The following is a 21659-nucleotide window of genomic DNA, read 5'->3' on the forward strand; positions in this document are numbered from 1 at the left end:
TTATCCGAGATGTTGGCGGCATCGCGATTGGGCATGGCCGCGGCCGGCGCCACCGGCGCTGGAATGCGACGGCAGCGCCCCCACGACCGCAGGCCTATCCCGTCGTGACCGCGACTTCGACGTCGGCCGGGTCGATATCGCGATCGAGCGCGATGCGCAGCTTGTCGCGATCGAGCTCGCCTTCCCACCACGCCACGATCACGCAGGCGACGCCGTTGCCGCACAGATTGGTCAGTGCGCGGCACTCGCTCATGAACTTGTCGATGCCGAGCACGATCGCCATGCCGGGAACGAGCTCCGGCCGCACGGCCGCCAGCGTTCCGGCCAGGGTGATGAAGCCGGCGCCGGTGATGCCCGAGGCGCCCTTCGAGGTCAGCATCGCGACCAGCAGGATCGTGATCTGCTCACCGAAGGACAGGTGAACGTTCATCGCCTGCGCAATGAACAGCGTCGCCAGCGTCATGTAGATGTTGGTGCCGTCGAGATTGAACGAGTAGCCGGTCGGAACCACCAGGCCGACGACCGGCTTGGAGCAGCCGAGGCGTTCAAGCTTCTCCATCATCTGCGGCAGCGCGCTCTCGGACGACGAGGTGCCGAGCACGATCAGCAGCTCGTCCTTGATGTATTTGAGGAACTTGAAGATCGAGAACCCGGCAATGCGGGCGATGATGCCGAGCACGACCACGACGAAAGTGAGCGCGGTGAGATAGAAGGTCGCGATCAGGCCGGCGAGGTTGCCGAGCGCCTGCGGCCCGTAGCGGCCGATGGTGAAGGCCATGGCGCCGAAGGCGCCGATCGGAGCGGCCTTCACCACGAGGGCGATGACGCCGAAGATCGCGTGCGCGGCGTCGTCGATGAACGCGCGCATCGTATGGCCGCGCTCACCGAGCGTCATCAGCGAAATGCCGAACAAAATCGAGAACAGCAGCACCTGCAGGATCTCGCCCTGCGCGAACGCTCCCACCACCGTGTCCGGGATGATGTGGAGCACGAAGTCGACCGACTTCATCTCGCTCGCCTGCTTGGCGTAGTTGGCGACGGCGGCGGCGTTGCTGCTCTGGCCCTGGAAGCCTGCCCCGGGCTGAATGAAATTGCCGACGATGAGCCCGAGCGCGAGCGCGAAGGTCGAGACGATCTCGAAATAGATCAGCGCCTTGACGGCGACGCGGCCGACCTTCTTCACCTCGGAGACATGCGCGATGCCCGACACGACGGTGCAGAAGATGACCGGCGCGATCACCATCTTGATCAGCTTGACGAAGCCGTCGCCCAGCGCCTTGATCCATTCGTTCCTGCCGAGCTCGGGCCAGAGCCAGCCGACGATGACACCGAGCACGATCGCGAACAGGACCTGCACATAGAGGACCCGGTAGAACGGTTTCTGCGGCGCCGCGGCCGCTGTGGTGGTTGCAGACATCGAATCTTCTCTCCCTGATCTCACTCGGTCTATCTCTCTGGTCTGCCTATGACCCGCTTCCGCGCCGGCTCCATTGCGTGCCGGGGCAACGTCGTGCGTCTGGACGCGGGCCTCGCCGGGGGCGGACCCGAGAAGCTCGCACAGGCGGGATCGCCTGTCGCCGGGTCTCAGGTCAGGAATGAGCTGTGGGCTGGCATCCGGACGTCCCCTCGCATCTGTTGTTCTGGAGCTGGCGCTCGTTTGGCGGCTCAGTAAGCAGCAATCGTGCCAGCGGAGCGGTGCCACATGAGGCGCCTGCATGTCCTTCAGTTTGCTACGATTTGTGAACCATCACGCGGCGCGCGACCAAGCCACAGCCCGCGACTTGTCTGGACTTCCGGAAATTTGCCGTCGCAGGCGTCCGAAACATCGGACGCGCCGGCGACATGGTTCCCACCGGCAATATCCATCCCTGCCCGTCGCGCTCGACCTGGCTGGGGCGGAGGGATCGAACCTCCGAATGGCGGAATCAAAAGTTGCGCGGTCCGCTATACAAATCAACGCGCATTCTGAAACACAGAGAGAAACCGACCCTGGGAATTCCAATAGGTTACATCGCTATTCGGAACGCGAGCCGGCCTACGGACTGCCAAATCGGTCTCGAACCACTTCCCGGGTTGCGGGCGCGTCAGGGCAAGCGTCAAGAACAGGGCGAATGACCAATGAGCCATCATTGGCTATTCTCGCGCCTTGATCGCAAACGCGAGGCGCCCGCGGCGCCCGTCGCATCCGAGTGTTGAACTCGGCTATTGGCTTCGCCAGAAGTTGCCGCGGCTGCAGAGTAGATGATGGCCAATTCCATGGGCGGCTAGCGAGCCCAGGGCGGCTTTGGAATCTGAGCGATCGGAGTTAACTATCAGCGCGCCAATCGAACACCGGGCTGGTCGCCGTCGATGAATTGCACGCCTCCCGCCTCCAGGGCGCGCCTGACGGCCGCCAAATTGTTGATTGACGGGATCCGGCCGCCTTTTTCGAAATCGCGAATGGTACTGTCACTCAAATTGGACCGAGCAGCCAATTCAGCCTGAGACCAGTCGAGCAGACCACGAGCTGCCCGAGATCGATCGGGAGTCATCAAACAGCCATTTCATGGGACGCATCGATCGCCGGCTCGGAGAATTCCTCCATGCGGCGGTTGGCCAACTGCGAGCAAGGACGTCGTTGCCGGGATGGAGACCTGCTCGGCCAGCCGAACGCCGGATGCGGTCAACCTACCTTGCTCATGACGTTGACCAGATCGGCATCGGCAGGCGCGTCGGCAGGAACCAGGGTCGGAGAGGTCGCACGTTGTGGCCGCACGGACTGAGCCGCGGCGACAACGCTCGAGCGGCCGACGATGATGTGGGCGGTGATGACAGCCGGAACGCCGAGCCCGAACGCAATGTGGACCGTGCTGATCCAGGGCCGAAGCGCTTCGGATCCGACGTAGTAGAGCCCGAACGCCGTCGCGATGAGCAGACCATACATCGCGAGGCTGACGATACCGGTCGCTCGATTCTTCCCGGCACGCCACGCGCGCTGGACGTGCATGGGACCGAGCGCCCCAAGCAGCATCAGCGTCACCATTGCAGTTCCGCCATGCATGCTCAGCAGGTATGCGGCGGCCTGCTGCCACATCTCGCTGTCCAGCTCCGTGCGGGTCTTCATCTGGTCGGCATAGATCCACAGCGCGCCGCTGGCGAACAAGAGCCCGAGAATTCCGTAGAGGGCGAACCGAAACAAGCCTTTAAGCCGCATGCTGGTGAACTCCTTGCCAGTCCGGTGTCGTATGAATGTCGCCGTTCGCCGCAATCAACATGGCGCTCGCCTGGAAGCGCGCCAATGACGCCGCGGACTGCTCGCCGGCGACCATGACGACCTTGGTCAGCGCGTCGGCAACCATGCAGGTTGGCGCGCTCACGGTGGCGCCGTGGGCCGCCCCTGTGGGCAGCCGGGTCGAAGGCGTGACGACCGCTGTATCCATTGTTTCCGTCGATCGAAACGGGTCGAAGCGGCGCGCCGACGACGCGAGCGCCCCATTGCTTACTTCGACCTGGCACAAAAGCCTGTCCGGGAAACGCGGGTCGCGAATGTGGACGATGCGGGCATCGGGCCCGAAGGCGGCGAGGTCCCCACCTGCATTGACCATTGCGGAGCGCACGCCGCGGCTCTGCAACGCCGCGATCGCGCGGTCCACGGCGAACCCCTTGGCGATGCCGCCGAGATCGATCTTGACGGCGGAATCGCGGAAACGGACGCGGTCGTCGGCGAGCAACTCGATCGCAGTCGACTGCGGGACATCCGCTTGCGCCGTCGAGCCCACAGACGGCTTTGCCGCGCCGGCGACGGCAACGTCGAAGGCGCCGTCGGAGTGATGGGTCACATCGAGCGCCATCTTCAGCACGGCGTAGGTCCAGGAATGCACCTTCACGACGCCGCTCGATGCCGCGCGGTTCAGCCGCGACACGTCGCTGTCGGGATCGTGGAAACTCATCAGCCGATGCACGTCGGTCACCGCGGAAAACGCAGCTTCAACGGCATTTTCCGCATCGCAGCGGCGTGCATCCGTGACGTCGATCTCGACGAATGTCCCGAGCAGAGCCCGTGCTCGTCGAAGGCTAGCGGAAGTGGCTGGCATGATACGACAGCACCTTCTTAACGCCCTCGGTCAAATGGGTCGAGGACAGCGTAGCGCCCGAGATGTTGCGAATGTCGGAGTTGATGCGAAGCTCGTTCTGACTGCTCTTGCCGACGAACTGACCGAGCCAGCTGGCATCGTGCACCTCGCCGCCATAGGATTCGCGATAGTTCAGAATGTCGACGCGACGCACCCGCCCGTCGGGTCCGACGGCAACCGTGTAGTCGATCAGGAGGTGCTTGCCAACGACGTGATCGTAATAGAAGTAGCCGCCATTGCTCGACTTCCATACCCTGCCCGGCTGGACTTCGGAAAAGCTGGCTCCCGGAAAAGCGGCCTTCTGCGCCTCTTCGACGCTCATGTACTGAATGGCATGGGCCGGTGCGGCGATCGACATGACGGCCACGGCGGGCGCCGTCCATTTCAACCAATCGCTCATCTCGTCCACCTCAACTTTGTTTCCATGGTACGCCCTCTCTCGCCGAACGCATTTTCGTCTTCTCAGGGCATCGATCGCTGTCAACCTCTCCTGCGAAGCCGTCTAAACCGCAGCAGCGACGCTCCGAACCATCCAGTTCAGTGCGACGATGAACCCGAGCGATCGATCACACTTTGCCTCGGCAACAGCCCTACCCGTTCGCGGGTCTGCCTCCGTCCTTGCGACGTTCGCAACCACGCGCGCTGCAAATGGCTCCGAATGTCAGTCGAGAGAGTAGTGTTTCGATTGCGGCGAATTGCCGCGTCGATGTTGGCGATTTGCCGGAGCGGCTGGGGAATAACAATGTTGCTGCAGATCGCCACATCGCGGGGACCGCGCTCGCGCAGCTTGCGGCACGCGAGCCTGACATTTCAAAGTCATGCAAAGACGTTTGCAGCCGTTTAGATCGATTCAAAATGTGTAATCCCTTCTTCGAACAGGACCTGGAAAGCGCGTCGCGTTTGGCAGGCGATCGTCCTTCGCGGCGGTAAGGCGGCCGCGCATGAGCATCGCTGCGCACAAACGAAGGTCGGCGCCGCAGATGTGGCGCCGACCTCGTGAACGACATGGCAGAAGACCGCTGCCGCAACTACCACGGCATCTGGTTCATTGCCTCCCACGGATTGCCGCCATAGGGCGAGGGCACGACCTTGATCTTCGCCATCATGCCCCCGTCCTCATGTTCGAGAATATGGCAGTGATAGACGAACTCGCCGACCTGTGAGAACGGGATATCAACCACCACGGGCTTCGACGTGCACTGCCCGTTCCGCCACTGCTCGATGCTGCAGACCCCGCTCTGGGATTCCATTACTTCCGGGACGTTCGGAGTCGCGACGCCGAGCGGGACGTTGTCCTGCAGCATACCCCCGCCGATGCTCCTGTTCAGCGATACCGACAGCGGCGTGTTCTCTCCCGCCTTGCTGTTGACGGTCCGGAAGCGCGTCTGGTGAATGTGGAAGTTGTGATTTTCCGTCGACAGCTGCACCAGCTCCCAGGTCTCGTGGACGGGGCGCTGTCCCGGCGCGAGCGGCAGACAGACGATGTTCTGCGACGGGTCGAACTGGCTCACCGGGAGCTGGGTGCCGGGCACCGGGTTGCCGTTCTGATCGACCTCCTCATAGCCGAGACCGAAGGTGCCGTCGTCGGTCAGGTCGGCGATGCCGAAGAAGATCCGGCGGCGATGCCCCGCCGGCAGCGGACGGCAGCCGGCACGCAGCGGCGCGGCGTTCGCGTACGGCACCTTGGCATCGAGGATGCCCGACGGCTGCATGGTCGCCAAGGCGTCTCCCCTGATGTCCATGGCGTAGGCGATGTGATTGCGCCAACCGCGCTGGTGGAAGTGCACCTTGGCGAGATCGACCGCCGGCCACTGATCGCCGCTACCCATCGTCAATCCGGCCATCTTGAAGGTCGCGGAGGCGGACCGCCCAAGGCTGGCGATGGCACCTGTCGCGGGATCGCGATAGGTGACGAACACCTCGGTGCGCGAGCTCGGCATCATGACCATCTGGGTGACGCAGACCGGCTTCGAATGAAAGCCCGACGTTGGCGACGGCGGACAGGGAACGACCCTGAAGCGGGCGCCGCCGAGACGAACCATGGTGTCCATCGTCGTATCCTGCGGCAGGTTCACGCTCACGCCGTCGACCGAGATCAGCTGCATGACCATCGGCTTCTGCGTCTCGTCATCGGTCAGCTGAAGATTGTAGGACAGGCTGCCGGACGCATTGGTGAGCCGCCAGACCTCGCCATCGGGATCGGTGACCTTGATCTTCGGGAACGTCTGGCCGTTGACCGTGAAGAACCATTTGCCGCCGGAGAAGTTGGAGCCGCCATCGGCCGACAGATCGACGCCCGGGCACGCCCCCTCACGCACTTCGGAGCTGTCTGCCGGAAACTGGGCGCAGAAGCCCGGATCCTGCTGGTTGATCACCTCGCCGGGCTGGACGTCCACCGGACCGCTGTCGAACTGCACCGGGCCGCCGGGCGCGACCTGAAGATCCTTCAGGATCAGATGGCGCACGCTCGCGTCCGGAAACGGCGAATGCCTGGCATCGCCATGCGCATAGTCCGAGACCTCGCCGACCGAGATGATGCCCGCCAGGCCTTGCGAGACCTGGTTGAGCGAAATGCCATGAATGTGCGGGTGAAACCAGAACTGACCCGACGGGTGGTTGCGCGGAATCTCGATGCGGTAATCCGCGGAGTCCATCTTGTTGGAGCCGTGCTGATGGGTGGTCTGCGGCACCGGCATGCCGTTGGCCGAGTTGAAGATCTGAACGAAGACGTAGTCCCCGAACGTCTGGTCGGTCAGCGTCGGCGCGCGCGGCTCGACGATCAGCCCATGGGTATGCAGGTTGGTCGGATTGCGAAACAGGTTGGCCTGGCCGGGATCGGAGTTGTGATTCACCTTGGCCGGGTCGAGCTGCGGCAGCTGGTTCACCAGCCTGATCTTCAGCGTATCCCCCTTCTGCAGCGCCAGTCGCACGCCACCATAATCCGCCACCGCGGCGCCGGCAGGACATTTGTCGCCTGAGGCCGGCCGCCGACAGATCTCGTAGACCCAGCCGGTCGGGTTCATCGGCGAGCCCCCAGGGGGCTCATAGGTGATCGTCGAGATCGGCTTGGGGCGCGCGATCATCAGCAGATCGAGCACGCCATGCCAACTCCTGAACACCGTCGGCTCGGCCAGATCGTGGGCCTGCGCCGCAGGGCCCGCAACGGTCAAACCGGCCAACATCGCGGCCGCCGATGTCAGTAATCGCAGAGTTGGCTTGCGCACACGCCCAACTAACATGCCTGATCCCCATCTGGCTCGAGATACACCGGCAGGAACGATCACCGTCCCCGGGATGCGGAATTCGAATGAGCAGTCCGAACTCATCAGCCGATCTGCCGCATCGTCCCCTCGGCCTTCGTCGCTATGTCGGGTGGCTCCTTTGTGACGTTTTCTTTCGCTTTGTGAGAATTGCCGACCGGCGTTTAAGAATCGATCTAACTACACGTCCAGACGCCTGCGTTGTGCGCGTGGCGGACAGCAGCGACACAAAAACGACAACCAGCTCTCGTAGCTCGCCATGAAGCTCATGAGATCGTGTCGGGCGCGAACGCCGCCGGACATGTTTGTGAGTGCCCCGCTCCGAGGAGACCGAACGATGCTGCTTGCTGTTGTTCTCGCATGGGCCTGCAACGTAACCGGCATGGCCTATGGAGCACCGACCACCGAGATCATCCAGAAGGCCTACGAGCAGGAGGCGCCGTCATCCGGCGTCCGCCACGACAAGGGCCTCAAGATCGTCGAGGCAACCTGCGACAAGGGCGACGAGGGCGGGCGTTTCCTGTGCCAGGTCTCTTTCGTATCGGAGGACGACCCCGACAAGCGCCTGTATTTCGACATCGTCTCCGCGGCTCTCACGGACAAGGGATGGGTGCTGACGAGCGGATTGTGCAAGCGCTGAGCGCCATCGACCGAGAGCCGCATCGCTTTTGTCGGTGCGGCCTGCCGGCGCCTATCATCACGCTTCGATCCAGATCGGATCCATCCTTACAATTGACGGCGTCCCGAGCGTTGGCGTTGATGCATCCGGAGCAGCCTCGACTCGGGCGACAGAAAGGGCGGCCCTGCTTGAGCCAGCGGAGGCGCAGTGGGGGTTGACGGTATCTGCGCAAAGCTTTCGTTAGCTGAATTCGTCGGCTGGGCCGGCGCCTGCGCCGGCAGCAGCGTGAGAACGGTGACGTCCTCGCCCCGTTGCAGCGTGACCGATCTCGCCTCGACGAGACGCAGCGTCCAACCCTGATAGTCCGCGCCGGTTCTGATCCGCAACGGCGTCTTGCTGCTCGTATCGACGAACACCGCAAGGCCGCGGTCCCCGTTCACGACGGTGCCGACGAGCGCGAGTTGCGGCCGTTCCGGTGCGGGCGGCTCCTGCACCACCGGAGCCTCCACGACGGCCGGCAGCGGAGCCTCCGTCGGCGGAGGGCGGCGAGACGGCGAAAATAGCGGGCGCTCGCGCGTCGCCGACAATTGCTCGAGCGGAATGCCCCATAATGGGTTGCCGGTTCGCGATGGCGTTCGCTGCGCGATGGACGAGGCTTGCGCCGGTCCGCTCGGCTGTTCGGCGGAGACCGCTCCCGAGACGTCCAGACCGGTCGAATGGGCGATGCCGAACGCCGACGCCACCGCCAGAACGCTGCAACAGCTGATCATGCAAAGCTTGGCGCGACTGCTCATTGCGGGCCCTGCCATTGTCCGGAGACCGTCATCAGCACGCGTAATTTTCCGCCGGATGCCGCCGCGGGCGCGTTCCCCTCGACGACCAGTTCGTCGACGAACAGACAGGGCATGCCGGCCTCCAGATCGTAGAGGATCGGCTGCAGATCGGACTGACCGGCCTCGAAGCTCGCGCTCCCGCTGATATGACCGTCCTTGGCGCGGGGGCCCTGCACATCGAGCTGCGACGACGACACGCTGCCGCCGTGACGCGTCACCACGTCGCCGAGGCGCTGCAGCAGCGCTGCTCCTGCCACGGTCACGGTCGGTCCTTCGAGAAAGGCCGATCCCGTCATGCCGGCATCGCCGTTGCCGTCCTGACGCGCGGCCGCCATGCTGTGGGCGTCCAACAGGTGGAGTGTATCGGCGAGCGAGGTCACTTCGCTGCGCTGATCGATCATGCTCTTGATCGACAGCACCGTGACCGAGATCAGCACGATCAGCAGTCCCGCATAGGCGGCGGCGGCGACCGAGGGCGATGCGGAATTGTCCGTGACGAGCTTTGCGACGCTCATGTGCCGAGTCCAAAATGGGGCTTGATGCCCGCTTCGATATGGAACCGTTCTCCGGGATCCTCAGCCGAACGCGTGGTCGGCGCGAAGAAGGTCGCGCGCGTGAAGTGCGCCGACTGCTCGATCAGTTTGACCAGTGCCGGCGCATCCTGGGTCATTCCGACGATTTGCAGTCTGTCTTTCTCGATCCGCAGCTCGGTCACATACGTGTTGTCGGGCAGTATCCGGGACAGCGCCTCCATCAGCACGACCGCCGCGGGGCTCTCCTGCTTGCGTCGCATCAGGCCTCGCAGCGCGGCGGTGTCGGTGCCTTGCAGGTCGAGGCGCAGCGCTGCGCGCCGCTCGGAGATCCTCCGCGTGAGCTGGCCTTGCTGCTCGTCCAGCCTCTCGCCCAGCAGGCTCCCCGCCGCGAAAGACAGCGCCGCTGAGATTGCGGCGACGATCAACAGAGCGGCCAGGACCCGACTGACACGGCCGACGTCGAGCGATCCCCCCAGGCGCTGCTCGGTCAACCTCGTTGCAGTGGTTGCGGTGAGCCGGTCGTCGACCGGCATCGGCGCCGTCTCAGGCGCAGCAAACAGGATGATCGATCCAGCCCGCCAGGACTCGGCGAGGCGAATGAGAGATTCCAGATTCGGCCTTGGCGCGGCGATCACGGTTGTTTGGATGCGCTCACTCGATATCTCGACCGGCGCAGTCCGACCGAACACGGCCTCATGCGCCGACCACGGCGTCAACCGGTCGAGCTGCGAGCGGACCATGGCATCGAGAAACTCGACGGCGCGCTTGGGCAGATCCAGCGGCCGCCAGAGAAAACGGTCCGGCCTCAGCACGACTTCGATCCGGCTGCCGTGAAGGGCCGCCTTCCAGCTCTCCGGAGGCGCGGGCAGGCTCGCGTCGCGGTCCGGCAGGAGAATGCGACAATCGGGCGGGACGGATCGCCCGGATCGCGCGAGCATCCGCATGATGAAGACGTTCCGTTCGGTCTCGATCAGCTGGACAGACGGCTTGATCTTGAGCTGGCCCATCGCGGCCACCACGGCTTCGGCAACGGAGCCGATCCAGCCCGCCAGTTCGCGGCGCACGCGCGTCGACATCGTCATCTCGGCGCCTTTCCTGTTGGCCGAAGCATCCCCGGAGTGTTGACATCATCGCGCCACGCCAGGACGCGGTAAGGATCCTCACCATCGCCCAGCAGGATGACCGCTTCCGTTGCGGCCCTGCGACCGCCGTCAAAGCCGATCGTGACCCACACGCGGACGGCATCGGCGACCTCCAAGGTCGCTCCGGCGCGCGCAGGCCCCAGCGCCGCGTTGAGCGACCTGACGTCGCGGCGCAGGCCGGCCCGCTGATCGAGGAAGCTCTTCAACTGCTCCTGGGTCATCCCGGGAAGCGCGGCCACCACCTCGGGGGCGGCCTCCAGCGCGTCGATCTCGCGCCGGCCGCTGAAGACGGTGACGTAGGACATGGCTTTGTCGACCAGCGGCGGCGGCAGGTTGAGCACCAGCCGAAGCTCCTCGACGTTTGCGAACGGCGCGGAGCGAGGCATGTAGTCCGCGCCGGCCGTGCGGTAGAGATCGCGCTCCGCATCCGGAACGTTGTCGGCCGGCGGTGTCCTCCAGCCGACAATCCGCTCGGCATACTCGCCGGCCTTGTCCGCGCGCGCGCCGAGAACCTCGAACAGGTTCGCCAGCATCTGCCTGGACGCCTGATTGAGATCGATTCGGGCGGCTTCCGACCGGAACGCGACCGAGACCTGCGCATGATCGAGCCGGAACGAAAATGCCCCGGCCGCGGGACGCTGCGGCTTCGGCGATGCGGACAATCTGTAGGCCGCAACCTCAAGGCCTGCCGAGGCCAGCGCCGCCGATCGCAGGCGAGCATCATCGAGCGACAGGCGTTGAGAGGTGCTGACGAGATAGACGGACAAGGCGCCTGCCAGTCCAGCCAGCGAGACCAGGAGCCACAGCACCGCAATGAGTACGAAGCCGCCTTCCCGATCATCGGGATCCGGATCTCGCGGGTGCTTCTGTCGCCACATCATCATTGCTTCGATGCCGTGGAGGCGCGCCCGACCGTTGCATCGGCCGAGAGCGCATGTCTGTCGCAGGTGGGGTCCGCAGGCCGGCAGACGCTGTCGGGCGGCGCCGAAACACGAATGACGGCGATCCGTGACAGCGACGGTGCGCTTGCGCGGCTTCCGTCGTGCACCGTCACCCGCACGGCCGCAGGCAGCCTTTCTGCATCTTGCCACGATGGACTCCAGATCCGGTCTGTCCCCGCATAGGCAAACGACACCCGGTACGGCGCCTTCAGCAGCACCACCGGATCACCGAAATCCCGGGCGGACGGACTGCCGGGCGCGAATGCCGCGCGGGTGCGGGTCAACGCCGCGCCATCGCCGCCGCCTTCGGTGATGCGGACCACGTCCAGTCCGCTGCCCCGATGCGGTCCGAGCGCCGTTCGGACGAGCGTGATCGAGGTCTCCGACCCGTCGAACAGAACCGACTTGGCCTGCCCATCCGGCTTGATGAATTCGGAGGCCGCGATATCGGCGCCGATGCGATCGAGCGCCATGCTGATGGATTCGCTGCGCTGGATGCTATACAGGCCGCGATCCCAGTTCGGCAGCCATTGCGATGTGATCGCGAGCAGCGCGGAGATCAGCAGCCCCATCAAGACCATGGCGACGAGGACTTCCACGAGGGTGAAGCCAGCTTGAGTATCGTTGCTCCGCGTCGCCATCACTCGGCCCGCCTTCGAAACAGCCGGATGGTTTCCAGCTCCATGGTCGCGCCCGATGGCGATCGCACCTGGAGCACGATCTTCATTGGGATCCACGCCGACGCGCTGTCCGGTGCGCCGCCATCGATGGCGAATGGCTCCGCCTGCGCGCGCCAGAGATGTGCCGTCGACTCCCCTGACTGGGTCGGCGATGCCGGCCGCAGGCGGGACGGAAAGGCCAGCCACAGCGCGTTATAGGCCGCCTGTACCAGAGCGACGTGCTGCTCCAGCTTCCTGCTGCCGCGCGCCGAGGACCCCATGAGCGCGCCGATGGCGACGAGCGACACCGCCATGATCGCGAGCGCGACCAATGTCTCGATCAGGGCAAATCCTGCCGTCGGCCTAGCGGTTCGACAGACCAGTGCTCGGGACAATCTCGATCCCTCCTGTCAGCCAGTTGACGCGAATTTGGTAGCCCGCATCGAGATGGGTGAGCGTGATGACGCCGCCGCACGACATGCCCGATCCGAAGAAGCTGATGGTCTGGATTGCGGGCCGATCGTCGCAACGACGCGGCAGCACCGTCTCGACCCGCACGTCCGTCGGCAAGCGAACGACCTGCCCATTCGCGCCCGAGCTGAGCGAGCGCGCCTGCGCGTCGATGCGAGTCACGACCTCCAAGCCTCGCCTGATCGCGGCGTTGCGATCGGCCTTCAGCAGCGCAGCAGCCTCGATCGCATAGGCCTCGAGTTGCGGCCGCGAGGTCTGCCGCGAGACGGCGGGGACCGCGACGGACGCCAGCAGCGCGACGATCGCGAGCACACAGACCATCTCGATCAGAGTGAAGCCGGCCTCGCAGCCGTCACGGCCAACCATCGTTATTTGGCACCCATCGTGATCGACGAAGAGATGTCGGCGGCGAGATCCACGCCGCCCTCCTGCCCGTCCGATCCGTACGACACGATTTCATAGGGCACATGCTGTCCGGGCGACCGGTAGACGTAGGCGTGATTCCAGGGATCGCTCGGGACATTTCCTCCCTTGAGATACGGACCCGCCCAGCCTGCGATGGTCGAGGCAGGCCGGACCAGCGCGGTCAGACCTTCCGACGAGGTCGGATAGCGCCCGGTGTCGAGATAGAACAGATCGAGCGCGCTCGAAAAACTCTGAATTTGAATCCGGGCCGTCTTGACCCGGGATTCGTTCAGGGAGGACAGCACACGGGGTCCGATCAGACCCATGATCATTCCGATGATGGCGATGACGACCAGCATCTCGACGAGCGTGAAGCCGCTCTGAGGGTCGTCGCGCGCAATGTTGGTCCGCCGCGCGGTACAGCTGATCCCTGACTGTTTCATGCGATGATCCATCTTGTTCTACCCGACGAGTTGCGTCACCGACAGCAGCGCGGTCATCACCGAGACGATGAGACCGCCCACGACGGTGCTGATGAGAATGATCGCGGCCGGACCGACGATGCCCACGATGCGATCGAGGCCGCGCTGCAGCTTCGCCTCGTAGAACTCGGCGATGCGGCCGGCGAGAACCGGCAGCTGTCCGGTCTCCTCGCCGATCCGGATCATCCGCGTGGCCATGGCCGGCAGAATGTTCGTCGCTGCCAGCGCTTCCGACAGCTTGCCGCCGTGACGAACGCGGTCGGCCGCGGCGTTCCACGCCGCGGCGCTGCCGGTGGCCGCCATGATGTCGACCAGGATGCGCAGCGTCGCCGTCAAGGTCAGCCCGCTGCCGAGCAGGATCGCGAGATTGCGGCAGAATACGCTCGTGCGATACGACCTGAACACGGTTGCGAGGCCCGGAAGCCGGCAGACCCGCGCGATCACGGCAGCGCGCACGCTTGCGCGGCCAAGGAGGAGGAGACCCGCAGCAATCAGCGCGCTCGCCGACAGCGCGATCACCGCGCCGTTGCCACGGACGAAATCGGAGATGTCGAGAAACGTGTTGATGGCGGCGTCGGACCTGGCGCCGAAATCGCGCAGCACCGCCGAGAACTGCGGCAGCACGACGATGAAGAAGAACAGCATCACCAGAAGCGCGGCGATCAGGACGAACAGCGGGTACTGCATCGCGTCGCTGAGCTTGCGACGCATGGCTTCCGCGCGCGCCCGCTCGGCGCCGAGCACATCGAGCACGTGATCGAGGGTGCCCGAGACCTCCCCGACCCGCACCAGCGCAACGTACATCGCGGGAAACTGCAAGGCATGATGCGTCAGCGCTTCGGCGAAACTTTCTCCAGCCAGGACGCTGGATCGCAACCGGCTGACGATCGGACGCAGCCGACCGATATCGGCATCGCCAGCGAGAAGCTCGAGCGAGTCCTCGAGGCGGGCTCCGGCCTTCAACAACAGCGCCAGATCGCGCGTGAAGGTCGTGACATCGCCAGGCGTCGGACCGCCGAACAGCGCCAACGCATCGCGGGCGAGGACGCTCGCGGCCTTTTCCTCGACCGTCTCGATCGGCAGCAGCCGCAGATACTCGATCCGGTCGATCACCTCCTTGGCGGTGGCAGCCGAGATCGTGCCGTGCACGACGTCGCCGTTCTCGGTCAGTGCACGATAGCGGAATTTGCTCACCGTCTCACCGTAACGTTGTGACGCGCAGGATTTCCGCGACCGACGTGGCGCCGGCCCGGCACTTCGCGATGCCATCGTCGAGCATCGTGGTCATGCCGTTCAGAATGGCGCCGCGGTCGATCACGGCCGCATCGGTCGTGCCCTGGATCAGTGACCGGATCTCCGGATTCAGCTCCAGAACCTCGAAGATGCCGAGCCGGCCGCGATAGCCGGTGCCGCCGCAGCGCTCGCAGCCAGCCGGCTCGTAGACCGTCTCGCCGACGTCGAAGCCCACCGCGGCGTAGCGCGGGTCCGCGCAGAGATCGTCGGCGCTCAGCATCCGCTTCGACCTGCAGCGCTCGCACAGCCGGCGCACCAGCCGCTGCGCGATCACCGCGCGCAGCGTCGAGCGCAACAGAAAGTCCTCGACCCCGAGATCGAGCAAACGCGGCACGGCGGCCGCCGCGTTCTCGGTATGCAGCGTGGTCAGCACGAGATGGCCGGTCAGCGCCGCATGAACAGCGACATGGGCGGTTTCGCCGTCGCGCACCTCGCCGACCATGATGACATCCGGATCCTGCCGCACGAAGGACCGCAGGGCAGAGGCGAAGGTCAGCCCGATCGACGGCTTGACCTGCGACTGGTTGATGCCCGGGATCTCATATTCGACCGGGTCCTCGATGGTGAGGATCTTGCGCGTGGGCTCGTTGAGGATCGACAGCGCGGTCGCGAGCGTGGTGGTCTTGCCGCTGCCGGTCGGCCCGCAGATCACGATCATGCCGTGCGGCAGCGCCAGCAGGCGGCGCAGCGATCGATCGTCGTGGGGAGAAAAGCCGAGCTTCTCGATCGCGAGCAGACCACGGTCCTTGGGCAGCAGCCGGATCACCGCCGACTCGCCATATTGCGTCGGCATCACGGCGACGCGCACGTCCAACTCGATGCGGCCGATGCGAAGCCGCGCAGCGCCATCCTGAGGCAGGCGCCGTTCCGCGATGTTCAACCCGGCGACGATCTTGATGCGCGAGATGACGGCTTGGGGCAGCACGCCGAACGGCTCAGGGAGCGGCTTCAGCAGGCCGTCGACACGCATCCGGACCGATAGCCCGCTCCGCATCGCCTCGACATGGATGTCGCTGGCGCGCAACTCCACCGCCCGCTCGAACAGATCGTTGACCGCGCGTACCACAGGCGCTCCGGTGGCGAGGTCGCGCAAGCCCTCGATGTCGTCGTCGCGCAGCTGCGGCTCAGCCGTTTCGTTGCGCGCCGGTAGCTCGTCCTCGCCCGCGAGCCCGTTCAGCGCGGTGGCAACATCCTCGGCGGAGGCGACCACCAGCTCGACCGCCCTGCCGAACACCAGCTCCGCGGCGCGTAGCGCTGCGGTGTCGCGGGGATCCGCCACCGCAAGGCATGGTCCTTGCCCGGCGGATTGGAACGGGAAGACCATCGTCTCCCGCAGGAAGCGCCGTGAAAAATGTTCTGTGAGCGGTCTGGACGCCAGCAAATCGGACAGCGCGATCCGAGTCAATCCGAGCTGCCGCGCGATGTCGTCGGCGGACTCGGGACCTGCGGGATTGGTCGCCGTCGATGATCCCATCCCCGCGCTGTCCTGCGCCGCAGCGCCGACCCGTCCAGCGGCGAGCCGGACCGACCCCCGGCGATCCTGCAGATCGTCGGCCAATCGTAGAGGAGGAGTCGAGCTCATGGCGCGTCCCGTGACGGATCGTTGTCGATCACCTCATTGTCGAGGTCTGGATTGTCGAACAGTTCGTTCTCGATACCAAAGATGACCCTTCTGCGGTCAGCTGATTAGAACAACTACAAACCCGAACTCGATGCGGTCGCGCGAACTCCGCCGGGCTGCGTCGGCCGCCATTCGAGCGCGAGCCGCTGGCCGTCGGCGATCTGATCGGGCGACATCTTGAACGCGACGGCGTCCCGGATTCGCAAATAAGGTTCGCGCAGACGATTGGGCGCTGCGGCCGCTGCAAGGTTGAGCCATTTGTAGGCCAGCACGAGGTCCTGGCAGACGCCATGCCCCTTGTCGTAGCTCAGGCCCAAGAGGTGCTGCGCTGTCGGATCGCCGCGCTCGGCGGCTCCGATATAGAGCTCGATCGCCGCCTCGTAGGACTGCGGGACGCCGAACCCGTTTTCATACATGTAGCCGAGCGCGGTCATGGCGCGCGGATGTCCACTCTGCGCCATCGGCGCCAACGCTGCGGCCGCCCTGACATACTCGCCGCGCGCCAGCGCGGCCCATGCGTCGCCGCGCGGCCGCGCGTCGGCCGCGACGATGCCGAAGGCGAGCGCCAGAACAGCGAAGGCCGTTGTCGCATGCCGCATCATCGATTGACCCGCGGAGTCTGAAGCGCACTTGTCGAGACAGGCCTGATCGTGCCGCGCAGCTTGGAGCGCAGCTCCTCGGCGACGTAATGGGCGTCGGTCCCGTCGCGGATGATCTGGGGGCGAATGAAGATGATCAGCTCGGTCCGCCCGCGGCTGCGGTCGTTGTTGCTGAAGAGGTCGCCGAGGCCCGGGATCTGGTCGATCCCCGGCACGCCGCTGCGGGTGCCCTGATGGGTTTCGCTGATGAGACCGGCCAGCAGCACGGTCTGGCCGCTGGCAACTGCCACCGAGCTCTTCACCTTGCGCTGGGCGACAGTCGGCGTGAGGCTGTTGACGGTCTGCGGCGAGACGTTGCTGATCTCCTGCTCGATCTCCAGCCGGACGTTGCCGTTCTCGTTGACCCGCGGTGCGACGCGCAGGATGATTCCGGTGTTGCGGTAGTCGATCGTGTTGACGACCGTGTTGTTGGTCGTCAGCACCGTGGCGCTGCCGGTCGAGACCGGCACCTGGTCGCCGACCTGCAATGTCGCCGCCTGGTTGTCGATCACCACCAGCGATGGGTTGGACAGCACCTTGACATCGGTGACCGTATGCAGCGCGCTGAGGATCGCGCTCGGCTGGGATTCCGACCCGACCAGGAAATTGAACCCGGGAAAAGCGCGGCTGAGAAAGGCGTTGGTGATCGTTCCCGCGGCCGAGGCGACCGTTGCCGGCGCCGATGTCGAGGTGGTGTTGAGCACTGACCCCTGGTCGGGTCTCAGGCCGAGGTTTTTGCTGGTGAGATAGGCCTGCACGCCGTAGTTCAGCGAATCGTTGAGCGTGACTTCGGCGATCGTCGCGTCGATCGCGACCTGCAGCTGCGGACGATCGCACTGACGCAGGGTAGCTTCGATCAGCCGGTAGTTTTCCCTGTCGGCATAGATGAGAAGCGTGTTGTTGACGACGTCGGGCGTGATCCGCACGCCCTCCATGAGCGGCTTGCCGCCCGCGCCCGTTGCGCGCGCTTCCGATCCCGCATCGAGTCCCGCCTGGGTCGGTGGCGGCGTCCCGCCGAAGCCGCGGTTGGCGACCAGGCCGGCGTTGCCCTGCTGCTGGCTCGCGAAGCCGCCCGACTGGGCCGTCGTGCCGGCGGCCGAGAGCCGTTCGCTGCTCGAGCTCGACGATGCTCCGGACCCGGGAGCGAGGTCAGTCGACGATCCCTCGGCCGCGCTGCCCGCGTTTCCGGTGAACATGTCGTTCAGCACCCGCGCCATCTGGCGCGCCTCGCCATACTTGACACGGTAGACATGGACGCTGTTGCGCAGCGTGTTGCCGGCATCGAGCCGCTTGATCCAGGTCTCCGCCGTATGCAGCAGCGCCGGCTTGCGGCTGATGACCATGACGGCGTTCATCCGGCTGACAGTCTGGAACTTGACCATGTTCTGGCCGAGCCCGCTGTCGCCGGTGTCCATGATCTTCTCGAGCTCGGCGACGATCGGCTCGGGATTGCCATTGACGATGGGAAAGATCCCGACCGACTGTCCGCGCATCCAGTCTGCATCGAAGCTCAGCGCGGCATCGATCGCGGTGCGTCGCTCGGCGCCCGTCCCCTGGATCAGCAGCACGTTGCGGCCGGGATCGGCGCGCACCGTGCCGGGCTTGAGCGCAAAGCTGTCGAGCAGCTTCAGCAGTGTCGGGGCGGAGACATATTGCAGTGGCAGCACGGAGATGCCGTAACCAGGCTCTGCCGAGCCTCCGGCGGCATCGACGTTGCCGGCACCCACTGCGTCGCCGAGTGGAATCAGCCGGTATCCGGAGTTGTCGCGAACCAGCGCCGTCCCCGAGAGCCGGAGCGCGTTCTCGAGCACGTAGGCAACGTCCGATTTCGGGACCGGGCGCACCGAGGACAGGCTGACCGTTCCCTGGATCCTTGGATCGATGGTGTAGCCGACGCCGAGAACGTCGCCGAGCACCACCTTGGCCACCGTCGCGATCGGCGTATTCTCGAAGTTCAGCTCGAACCCGTTGCCAACCGGCTGCGAATGCGCGGCCACCTGCTGGATCGGAAGCGAGCCCGCGGCCGGCGCTTCCGCTCGCGCGTCCCTGGCATCTCGTGCATCGTCGTTGCCGCCATAGATCTCGGCACGGGCGCGCCGCGCCGCCGGCGACTGCTCCGACATGGCCTGCCTGGGATAGCGCGGCGAAAGGTCGATCCGGCCGACCTTGTCAAGCACGTCATCGCCGCGGCTATCGCTGCCGAGCGTCGCCGGGTTGCAGCCCGCCAACGCGATCGACATCGTGAGCAACGTTGCGAGCGTGCGGCATCGCAGCCAAGCTGCGCTCAAATCAGCAATCTCAACCACTCGCCCGCCCACCCGATCTGCCGAGTCCGTTCTACGTTTCGAGGCACACCCGGGCGGAGAGCGGTCGCGCTCCGCCCGGGTGCTCCAACCTGTGTCTTGCGAGGAGACGCCGCTGCCGTCAGGCCGCGGCCCCTGCTCGCGTCGGTCGGCTACCAGAGCCAGCCGACGCCCGCGAGAACCCGGTCGGACATCGCCCCCGCCGCGCTGTGATCGATCACCTTGGTGTAGTTCAGCTTGTAAACCAGGCTGGGATTCGGAAACACGGCAAGGCCGACGTCGTGGAACGTCATGTCACCGCTGCCCGTGATGTTGTTCAGGCCGTTGGTGAGATCGGAGCCGAGCATGCCCGACGTCTGGAAGTTCTGTCGGGTATAGCGATAGAACGGCACGATGTCGTAGTCGTTGGGCGCCCTGAAGTGGTAGGCGATCTCGCCGGAGTAGCCCCACATGTTCTTGCCGACGTTGTTGTCGTCGATGAGATCATTGTTGGCGCGGAGGTTCTCCGGATTGGAGAAGTTTACGTGGGCATATTCAGCCCGCAGCTCCAGCCCGGTGTTCGGAACGCGATAGCGGGCCTCGGTATTGAAGATCGTCATCGCGTTCTTGCCGAGGGGCACCTCGCTGCCGTCCGGCAGCGTCGCATAGGCGCCCCGCGGCGTGACGTTCGGCGAATAATAGATCGCCGAGCTTCCGGCAAAGCCGGGAAGGAACGACGGCGTGTAGCTCAGCCGCAGCGTATAGGCGAGCTGGTTGCTCAGCTGCCGGAAATCGCCGATCGGCGCTCGCGAGAGCGCGAGCGCTTCCGAGCCGTTGATGCCGCCTTCATAGCCGCCCGGATTGATATGACCATTGTCGCCGCGATGATCGAATCCGTCGCCGAAATCCTCCGCGCTCTGGCTGACCTGGAACTGATAGTTCAAGCCGTCGATGATCTTGCCGTGAAACCCTGCCGATGGCGCGTACCATGTCGTCGGGATCAGGCCGTTGGCAAGCTCCGGCCGCTGCACGCTGTAGAACAGCGTCGGCTCGTGATACAGGTTGGTGAAGGAGATCGGGATGAGATCGATACCCGGCGAACGCAGGGTGAAGTGGTCGTTGAACTTGACGTCGAAGAAGGCCTGCTCGACCTCGACCGCACCATGCAGCTTGTCGTCGTTATCGAATGCGGTGCCGCCATGCTCCCATTCCAGCTCCGCGTTGAAGGTGATGGAGTCATTGACCTGATAGGTTGGCAGCAAGACAAGGCGGGCCATGTCGAAGCCGTTCTGCCACTGACCGTTCGCTGCGGGATTTTGCACCGAACCGAGCTTGATCTCGCCGTACATGCCGATCTTCATGCCGGGGACCGGCGACGGCGCGGCGCCGAACAGGTCTCTGCTGGGCTGCGGCGCAGGTGCTTTTAGATCTGCTGCCGGCAGAAATCGCGGCTTGGAATCCGAATCGGCGAACGCTGCCGCCAGCCGTGATGCCGGGGATGGCGATGGTCCGGCATCAGCCCCCTTCGACCCACTGTCCCTGACGTCCTTCGAGTCGGCGAGCGCCATGGCGTTGCCGACCGGCTGGCTGGACGCAGTCTGCGCGTTGTCGGAGGCTTTCGCACCTCCGGCACGCGCGTCCTTGGCGCCGATCAGAGGCATCGGGTCGGCCGGGCGGCGAGATGCGAGTGATGCGGACTGTCCGACGCTGGTCGTCTTCTTTGCCTTGGCGTCCTTGAGCTCGACTTGAAGACTGTTGATGCGCTGCTCCATGGACTCGAGCTTCGCCATCAGCGCTTTGACGGCTGCCCCGTCCGTGGACCGCGCCGAGCCGGCGTCGGCCGCCTGGGCTGCTGCGGCGCTCAACGCCAATGTCGATACGGCGGCAAGCAGAGATGGCAGGAGTCGGTCGCGGCCGCGAAGCGGGCCACCGCCTTTGCCAATACTCAAAGCGCCGTCGTGTGAAGACGCGGAGCAATCTGCGCGCCTTCCGCTGCAGCTAATCAAGACCATCAGTCAAACCTCCCCATGATGATGCGCGGACGTGCATCCCCTTCGCCCGCGCCGCCGTGAGCACAGAATTCGTGCGCGACTGCGAGCCATTCGCGCTAGAAGCCCGCGATGTCGATACTTGGGCTCGTCGGAGATGCTCGCGTGTCAGCACTTGGGCGGCGCTCGTTGCGCGGCGGAGGCACGGCTTGCCGACCAATCGCTTGGACGCCAGCCGAGATCTGGCTAAGTGTTTTCAGTCATTGATAATTGCTGCTGGGTTCATGTCCGGCGTGCGGAGCGTCGAGCGGCGCAGCGTAGAGCTGCATTCATGCCTTTGCATCGCGAAGTAATAAGCGACGTCACACTTCGCCAACGAC

At 65.0% G+C, this 21659-nt stretch carries 20 protein-coding genes; 1 reads left to right on the forward strand and 19 read right to left on the reverse strand.

Annotated features, from left to right (window positions below):
- Nucleotides 1-94 precede the first annotated feature (94 nt).
- From QW861_RS18230 to QW861_RS18255, 6 genes are all read right to left on the reverse strand, one after another.
- Nucleotides 95-1417 carry a dicarboxylate/amino acid:cation symporter gene (locus QW861_RS18230; RefSeq protein ID WP_315715597.1) on the reverse strand — a complete coding sequence of 441 codons (1323 nt, stop codon included), beginning with the start codon at nt 1415-1417 and terminating at the stop codon, nt 95-97.
- A gap of 895 nt (nt 1418-2312) precedes the next feature.
- Nucleotides 2313-2531: a helix-turn-helix transcriptional regulator gene (locus QW861_RS18235; protein ID WP_315752144.1), complete on the reverse strand. Its 219-nt coding sequence runs from the start codon at nt 2529-2531 to the stop codon at nt 2313-2315.
- A 131-nt stretch (nt 2532-2662) separates the two neighbouring features.
- Nucleotides 2663-3193 (reverse strand): hypothetical protein, encoded by a 531-nt coding sequence (locus tag QW861_RS18240; RefSeq protein WP_315715596.1) that lies wholly within the window; start codon nt 3191-3193, stop codon nt 2663-2665.
- The gene (locus tag QW861_RS18245) at nt 3183-4073 is read right to left on the reverse strand and encodes an FAD:protein FMN transferase (protein ID WP_315752013.1); all 891 of its coding nucleotides are present in this window, start codon (nt 4071-4073) and stop codon (nt 3183-3185) included. Before QW861_RS18245 ends, QW861_RS18240 begins: the two co-directional genes overlap by 11 nt.
- Nucleotides 4054-4512, reverse strand: a complete 459-nt coding sequence (locus QW861_RS18250) for an FMN-binding protein (protein WP_315752014.1) — start codon at nt 4510-4512, stop codon at nt 4054-4056. Before QW861_RS18250 ends, QW861_RS18245 begins: the two co-directional genes overlap by 20 nt.
- Nucleotides 4513-5140: 628 nt before the next feature.
- Nucleotides 5141-7135 carry a multicopper oxidase domain-containing protein gene (locus QW861_RS18255; RefSeq protein WP_315715804.1) on the reverse strand — a complete coding sequence of 665 codons (1995 nt, stop codon included), beginning with the start codon at nt 7133-7135 and terminating at the stop codon, nt 5141-5143.
- A 574-nt stretch (nt 7136-7709) separates the two neighbouring features.
- Here QW861_RS18255 and QW861_RS18260 point away from each other — a divergent pair.
- Nucleotides 7710-8012, forward strand: coding sequence for a hypothetical protein (locus tag QW861_RS18260; RefSeq protein WP_316193352.1), 303 nt, complete (start codon nt 7710-7712; stop codon nt 8010-8012).
- A gap of 86 nt (nt 8013-8098) precedes the next feature.
- Here QW861_RS18260 and QW861_RS18265 read toward each other — a convergent pair whose 3' ends face one another.
- From QW861_RS18265 to QW861_RS18325, 13 genes are all read right to left on the reverse strand, one after another.
- Nucleotides 8099-8785 carry a hypothetical protein gene (locus QW861_RS18265; protein ID WP_316193353.1) on the reverse strand — a complete coding sequence of 229 codons (687 nt, stop codon included), beginning with the start codon at nt 8783-8785 and terminating at the stop codon, nt 8099-8101.
- Nucleotides 8782-9339 (reverse strand): type II secretion system protein GspM, encoded by a 558-nt coding sequence (gene gspM / locus QW861_RS18270; RefSeq protein ID WP_315752016.1) that lies wholly within the window; start codon nt 9337-9339, stop codon nt 8782-8784. The genes QW861_RS18265 and gspM overlap by 4 nt, the downstream gene beginning before the upstream one ends.
- Nucleotides 9336-10433: a PilN domain-containing protein gene (locus tag QW861_RS18275; RefSeq protein ID WP_316193354.1), complete on the reverse strand. Its 1098-nt coding sequence runs from the start codon at nt 10431-10433 to the stop codon at nt 9336-9338. The genes gspM and QW861_RS18275 overlap by 4 nt, the downstream gene beginning before the upstream one ends.
- Nucleotides 10434-10435: 2 nt before the next feature.
- The gene (locus tag QW861_RS18280) at nt 10436-11383 is read right to left on the reverse strand and encodes a type II secretion system protein GspK (protein WP_315752018.1); all 948 of its coding nucleotides are present in this window, start codon (nt 11381-11383) and stop codon (nt 10436-10438) included.
- Complete coding sequence (locus QW861_RS18285; protein ID WP_315752019.1) at nt 11380-12081, reverse strand: prepilin-type N-terminal cleavage/methylation domain-containing protein; 702 nt, start codon at nt 12079-12081, stop codon at nt 11380-11382. The genes QW861_RS18280 and QW861_RS18285 overlap by 4 nt, the downstream gene beginning before the upstream one ends.
- Nucleotides 12081-12494: a type II secretion system protein gene (locus tag QW861_RS18290; protein ID WP_315752020.1), complete on the reverse strand. Its 414-nt coding sequence runs from the start codon at nt 12492-12494 to the stop codon at nt 12081-12083. The genes QW861_RS18285 and QW861_RS18290 overlap by 1 nt, the downstream gene beginning before the upstream one ends.
- On the reverse strand, nt 12463-12936 hold the full coding sequence (locus tag QW861_RS18295) for a prepilin-type N-terminal cleavage/methylation domain-containing protein (RefSeq protein ID WP_316186015.1): 474 nt from the start codon (nt 12934-12936) through the stop codon (nt 12463-12465). The genes QW861_RS18290 and QW861_RS18295 overlap by 32 nt, the downstream gene beginning before the upstream one ends.
- A gap of 2 nt (nt 12937-12938) precedes the next feature.
- The gene (gene gspG / locus QW861_RS18300) at nt 12939-13430 is read right to left on the reverse strand and encodes a type II secretion system major pseudopilin GspG (RefSeq protein ID WP_316193355.1); all 492 of its coding nucleotides are present in this window, start codon (nt 13428-13430) and stop codon (nt 12939-12941) included.
- Nucleotides 13431-13436: 6 nt separating this feature from the next.
- Nucleotides 13437-14651 carry a type II secretion system F family protein gene (locus QW861_RS18305; protein WP_316193356.1) on the reverse strand — a complete coding sequence of 405 codons (1215 nt, stop codon included), beginning with the start codon at nt 14649-14651 and terminating at the stop codon, nt 13437-13439.
- A 4-nt stretch (nt 14652-14655) separates the two neighbouring features.
- Nucleotides 14656-16332, reverse strand: coding sequence for a GspE/PulE family protein (locus QW861_RS18310; RefSeq protein WP_410052331.1), 1677 nt, complete (start codon nt 16330-16332; stop codon nt 14656-14658).
- 113 nt (nt 16333-16445) lie between these two features.
- On the reverse strand, nt 16446-16973 hold the full coding sequence (locus QW861_RS18315; RefSeq protein ID WP_316193358.1) for a tetratricopeptide repeat protein: 528 nt from the start codon (nt 16971-16973) through the stop codon (nt 16446-16448).
- Entirely contained in the window at nt 16970-19327 is a 2358-nt protein-coding gene (gspD, locus tag QW861_RS18320; protein WP_316193359.1) for a type II secretion system secretin GspD, read from the reverse strand. The genes QW861_RS18315 and gspD overlap by 4 nt, the downstream gene beginning before the upstream one ends.
- A 137-nt stretch (nt 19328-19464) precedes the next feature.
- On the reverse strand, nt 19465-21303 hold the full coding sequence (locus QW861_RS18325; RefSeq protein WP_316193360.1) for a porin: 1839 nt from the start codon (nt 21301-21303) through the stop codon (nt 19465-19467).
- Nucleotides 21304-21659 lie beyond the last annotated feature (356 nt).

The sequence above is a fragment of the Bradyrhizobium sp. SZCCHNRI1029 genome, assembly GCF_032487555.1.
In the GTDB taxonomy this organism is placed as follows: domain Bacteria; phylum Pseudomonadota; class Alphaproteobacteria; order Rhizobiales; family Xanthobacteraceae; genus Bradyrhizobium.